This window comes from Nocardia sp. NPDC058497 (genome assembly GCF_042720195.1).
Lineage (GTDB): Bacteria > Actinomycetota > Actinomycetes > Mycobacteriales > Mycobacteriaceae > Nocardia.
This window is the reverse complement of the sequence record NZ_JBHXMY010000461.1, coordinates 1-4,863: the sequence shown is the minus strand read 5'-3', so window position 1 is coordinate 4,863 and position 4,863 is coordinate 1. Positions and strand designations below refer to the sequence as shown.

6 protein-coding genes are annotated in these 4,863 nt (G+C 67.6%); 3 read left to right on the top strand and 3 right to left on the bottom strand.

Annotation, left to right across the window (positions count from 1 at the left end; all coding sequences use genetic code 11):
* Positions 1-144 precede the first annotated feature (144 nt).
* On the bottom strand, positions 145-1,665 hold the full coding sequence (locus ACFWPJ_RS24870; protein ID WP_378854798.1) for a hypothetical protein: 1,521 nt from the start codon (positions 1,663-1,665) through the stop codon (positions 145-147).
* A gap of 376 nt (positions 1,666-2,041) precedes the next feature.
* Positions 2,042-2,626 carry a single-stranded DNA-binding protein gene (locus ACFWPJ_RS24865; RefSeq protein ID WP_378854797.1) on the bottom strand — a complete coding sequence of 195 codons (585 nt, stop codon included), beginning with the start codon at positions 2,624-2,626 and terminating at the stop codon, positions 2,042-2,044.
* A 24-nt stretch (positions 2,627-2,650) separates the two neighbouring features.
* On the opposite strand from ACFWPJ_RS24865, the gene ACFWPJ_RS24860 reads away from it, so the two are divergent.
* The 3 genes from ACFWPJ_RS24860 (at position 2,651) to ACFWPJ_RS24850 (ending at position 3,498) form a co-directional block, all read left to right on the top strand.
* Positions 2,651-2,860 (top strand): hypothetical protein, encoded by a 210-nt coding sequence (locus ACFWPJ_RS24860; protein WP_378854796.1) that lies wholly within the window; start codon positions 2,651-2,653, stop codon positions 2,858-2,860.
* A gap of 116 nt (positions 2,861-2,976) precedes the next feature.
* Positions 2,977-3,117, top strand: a complete 141-nt coding sequence (locus tag ACFWPJ_RS24855; protein ID WP_378854795.1) for a hypothetical protein — start codon at positions 2,977-2,979, stop codon at positions 3,115-3,117.
* Between the two features lie 18 nt (positions 3,118-3,135).
* Positions 3,136-3,498 carry a hypothetical protein gene (locus ACFWPJ_RS24850; RefSeq protein ID WP_378854794.1) on the top strand — a complete coding sequence of 121 codons (363 nt, stop codon included), beginning with the start codon at positions 3,136-3,138 and terminating at the stop codon, positions 3,496-3,498.
* Between the two features lie 78 nt (positions 3,499-3,576).
* On the opposite strand, the gene ACFWPJ_RS24845 is transcribed toward ACFWPJ_RS24850, so the two are convergent.
* Positions 3,577-4,686, bottom strand: coding sequence for a DUF4192 domain-containing protein (locus ACFWPJ_RS24845; RefSeq protein ID WP_378854793.1), 1,110 nt, complete (start codon positions 4,684-4,686; stop codon positions 3,577-3,579).
* Positions 4,687-4,863 lie beyond the last annotated feature (177 nt).

Sequence of the window (4,863 nt, the reverse complement as noted above, 5' to 3'; positions counted from 1 at the left end):
GCGTGAGATCGTCGATCGGCGGCGGCGGGGGGGGCGGGGTGGGCGCCGGCGCGCGGGGGGTTGGGGGGGGGGGGGTGTGGGGGGCGGGGGGGGGGACCGGTTGTGGGGGGCCCCCCCCCCAAGACGCCCAACAGTGAGACGACCTCAGGCGGCCACGGGATGACCCTGGCGCGGTGCCGGCACGTACAGGCCGAGGTAGACCCGGCACTGAGTGCAGAACCCGTCGTCGTGCACGGGGACATACTTCGTGCAGGCCTCGCACCGACCGGCGCGTTGCCCGGGCGGCAGGACCTTCTGACGGCGCTGCCTACGCGCCGGTGCCGCGGCCGGGCTGGGCTCAGCATCGGGGTCGACCGGTTCGGGCGAACCTGGCAGGTCTGAGTGTTCGGCGAGGAACCGGTCGGTCACTTCGGTGATCCACTGCGGGGCCCGGCGACGAACCTCGGCGATCAAGGCGCAGGCCGAGTCCCGGTAGTGCTCGGCGAAATAAGAGCAGTACGCCTCGGCGAGATCGACGCCAGTGAACCCGTGCGGGAGTTCTGGCAGTCCGGTGCGGTCATCGTGGCGGCAGAAGTCGCACAACCCGTCATCGCTACGCAGCACACCGTCGCGGTCGTGTACCGGCCGCTGGTCGGAGGCGGCACGTTCGACGAAGCACGACACGCACCGCCACCCCAAGACCGGGCTCATGGCAGTACGGAAGTCGTCGAGTCCGTTGCCTTGGAACAGATACGCCTCGCGCCGGTCGCCGCGAGCTCGCAGTCCGGTGCGTTCGGCCGCCCAGGCATGGGAGTGCTCGGAAGACTTGATCGACTCGCCGGCCATCGCGCGTTCGTGGTCGCGCTGGTCGGCGACATGAGTGCAGTAGTGGTGATCCCAGATCGCGGTCGACAACTCCGCTGGCAGCGGCGGCCGGTCGCCAGGGTGGCGCGGTGTCCAGCCTCGCGGTGCAGACGAAGTGAAGGTGATACCGCGGGCGGACAGTTCGGCCCAACGTCGCCGCAAGCGAGTTTGTTCGGCGACTTCGGTGTCGACGAACAAGCTCTCACGGATGTAGGTCGCGACCACGGATGGTTCGACCTGGGCCGGTCGCCGCTTACCGCGGGCGCTGACACGAGCACGGATCTGAGCGGGTGCGAATCGGGAGGTGTCGATGCGCCGGGTCGGGGTCAGGTGCAAGCGAGGCGGCGGGTTACGCCACGTCCGGATCGACGCGCGAGGCATCTCTGCGGCGAGGAGCTGAACTTGCAGCTTGGCTTGCTCGGCTTCGACGGTTGTCCCGTTACGACGGGCACGAGTCGCCAGGATCTGGGTGAGGTCGTGGTCGGCGTGGGAGTGCAGACCGGGGTCGGTATCGGGCACCAGCGCCAGCATCCGCTCGCGCTCGAGTTCGTCGGCGTCCTGCCAGCGGGCGTCGAGTCGGAGCAGCGCGGCTTCGCGCGGATGCAGGGTGAACTGTTCGACCATGAAATCCAGCAGCGCCCAATCAGCGTCGGTGGCCAACGCCAACGCGGCGGGGAACGACTCGAACGCCGCACGGCGATCGAGGTCGAGCATCAACTCGATCTCGAAGATCGCATCGAGGAACGCCTGTGTCCCCGACACCTGCGCGTCGTCGATAGTTGGTTGGTGGCTGTCGGGGGAGGTGGAAGCGGTGACGGACACAGCAGTACTCCTGACTGAGAAGACGGAGATGACGGCGGCACCCGGGCGCGCTGGAACGCCACGCCTTTCACGAAAAGGAGGGTGCCGGGCTGGGGTGGGCCCAGCCGAGGGCTACCGACCAGGACAGTGGGCGACGCGGCGGCGGGAACGCGCCACTGCGTGCGGGAACGAATTGCCCACGCTCGACCACGAGACCGGTGGCCGTGGCTGGAACCGTGCGTGGGGGATTCGTTTCCGCCGGGCGCGGGCCCGTGGCCGTGGCGCACGCTGTCCTGGTAGCCCTCGAGCGGCTGGGCCCACCCCAGACCGTCACCCGGACCCACAACAACCGACCCAACTAGCAGCCGGCTCCTGAGGTGGGCCCGGGCGGACGCGGTCAGAAGTCGGGCTCACCGCCGAACACCCCGGCACCGACCCCGGCGAAGGCCGGCGTTGCCCACCCCTCGCCACCACCGACTTCGTCGGCCATGGAACCGGTGGCCGGTGCCGACCACGGATCGTCGGACACCACAGGACTATCGGGGGCCGGTGTACTCGCGTTCGGAGCCACCTGTTGGTGCCCGAAGCCGCTGTCGCCGCTGGTGTTTGTCCGATTGACGGTGGTTCGGGTGAGGACTGCTGTCGCCCACCGCAAGCTCGGGCCGAGCTCGTCGACCTCGACCTCGATCACCGTGCGCTTCTCGCCGTCACGGCTCTGGAAGCTGCGCTGCTTGAGTCTGCCGAAAAGCAGAACCCGCGAGCCCTTCGACAACGTGGCTGCCGCATTCTCCGCGGGTTCGCGCCACACGTTGCAGCGCAGGAACAACGCTTCACCGTCGCGCCATTGACCGAGGTTACGGTCGAAGTAGCGCGGTGTTGAGGCGACGGTAAAGTGCGCCACCGCCACACCGGCCGGGGTGAGTGTGAGCTCTACTTCGGAGCAGAGATTTCCCACCAAGGGGATGCTCGTCTCGCCTGCCATAACAGTCCTTTCGATTCGTGGAACGTGGAACAAAAATCCTGGAACTCGGACAGACCCGACATCGCCAAGAAAGTCGGGTCCGACGGGCGGGTGATCGCTCAGGCCTGGGACGATGGCGTCAGCACGGACGCCGGCGACGGTTGGTACGTACTCGGCCGCCCCACCGCGCACGGTGCGATCGGCGTGGAAGTGGCGGTGCACGGCGGGCCCATCACCAGTGAGGGACGCAGGTGACAGGTCGACCATGCGCAGCTGAACAAGGTGGCTGCAGAGGAGACGGCGTTGCCGGGATCCGGTCCTCGACCGTCGTTCGCACCGCAGCATTGAGGCGGTTCCACGACAATGGCACGGTGCTACCGGATGAGGACTACGCGAGCCTGGTACCGAACCCGCCGACCCGGTTCGGGGTGGGTGAGCTACGCGATGCCTATGTCGACGTGGTCACCGACGAACGCAATCCGCGGTGGATGGCCGAGGAACGCCGCGCCTAATTCGATGGGCTGTGCGGGTTGTTCGACCTGGAACTGCCGACCTCACGCCAGAGCGTCGGCCGGGACCCGACTCAGTATGTGCACGGCCTGATACTCAACACTGCGGAGTCGTTGCAGCGCACCGGAACCCCGTGGGACGGCTACCTCGTGGCGGGAGCATTGCTCAAAGAGCTGGACCAACTCGGAGTCGGTGAAGCGCACCAGGAGTTCGTGTCCGAGATGCGCGCGGCAGTGGACGCCTCGCGAGCCAAGCATCGCGCACTGCTGGACCTGCTGCTGAGCGGTCTACTCGGCGATCGAGCGAACCAGGTGTTCACCCTGGAAGATCTTGAGGCAGCTGGGATCGAGCGCGCTATCCCGATCCGCTATTTTCCCGACTGAACTTCGCCATGTCGCCCGGTGGGCGGCACGCAACTCGACCCGGTCGACCACGAAGGTCGCGCGCAGTAGGGTGTCGCGTCAGCTGGCTGGCGGGAGGTCGACGCCGTGGTCGGCCGCTACCAGGCGCGCTGTTTCGGCGATCCTGGAAATCCTGCCAGGCCGTAGTCCTTCGCTGAGAGCTGCGTCGAGCAGGACCGCCATCGGGTTCGACGGTTCCGCCTGTAGGGCTGCCTTGATGCAGATCCCCGCGTACGCGCCGTCGCCGCGGTAGTAAGCGTCGTAGCCGCACAGTACCGCGGCTTCGGCCCGATCCGGGCCGGTGCCCGCTCGCGCCATCTGATGCCAAAGCATCTGTGCCGCAGGGCCGAGCTCGGTGCCGACGAGCCCGAACATGATGTCGCGGATCGTTCTGTCGCGCAGCGCCGCCATCACGGTGGCCAGATCTTCCGGAGCACAGTCGGTCTCACCGAATGCGGCGATCAGCGCGAGAACCGACTTCGCGGCGGTTCGCCGGTAGGTGTCGCCGCGCTCGTCGGTGACCGCGGCAGCCAAACCGTCCCGGAAGCGCGCGATCGCCGGGCCCACGTGCGGCTCGACCTCAGCGACCAGAACCGGATCCGAGGTGAGCAGGTCGACGAGTTCGTCACGCGACCCTCGAATCTGAACACCGTTGAGGACCTGGGCGAACGCTAACGGCGACGCGCACGGATCTTCCGCGGTCCCAGCGCCGCCAGCCCTCAGCAGCCCGCGATACTGCGCCCCGGCCGCGATTGCCGGGACCAGCCACGCGTGGGTCAGCCCAACCGCCAACCCACGCAGGTACTCCACCGCGCGATCCGCGGTCGCGTCAGCCTCGGGTCGATCGTCGACGATCACCGCCATCGCCGCGATCGCGCCCTCGCGCAGGCACATCGAATCGAGCATGCTCAACACCTGGTGAGCTGAGTCAGGTTCGGTGACCGCATCGAGGTCGAACCGGACCACCGCGCGAATCTCTCGCCGACCAGCATTTCCATCGATGGTGTGCAGCAGGGCAACGACCACTGAACGGGCAGGGACGAATCCGAGCATGGCGGGCAGCGCGGCAATCAGCTCCCCGGCGGTACCCACTTTCGTGCTCGGGACAGCGTCGGTGCCGGGCGGTGCCTCGTCGGCAGCTGATTGCGAGAATTCATGATCAGCATCCACGGAATTGCGCTCCTTCGGAGTCGGATGGGGGACAGCCTGTTTGGATGTAGCCGTCGGCGCGGACGCCGGCACACAAACGGCCTCTCAATGCGTGTCGAGCGCACGGCTGGACCGGAAAGCCAGTGTCCGAGAACTACCGTGGCGAACCACTTCTCGCCACACACCGCGACCACGCGA

Coding starts and splice junctions, on each gene's coding strand:
- ACFWPJ_RS24865 (WP_378854797.1), bottom strand. CDS start 2,626: ATGGCAGGCGAGACGAGCATCCCCTTGGTGGGAAATCTCTGCTCCGAA.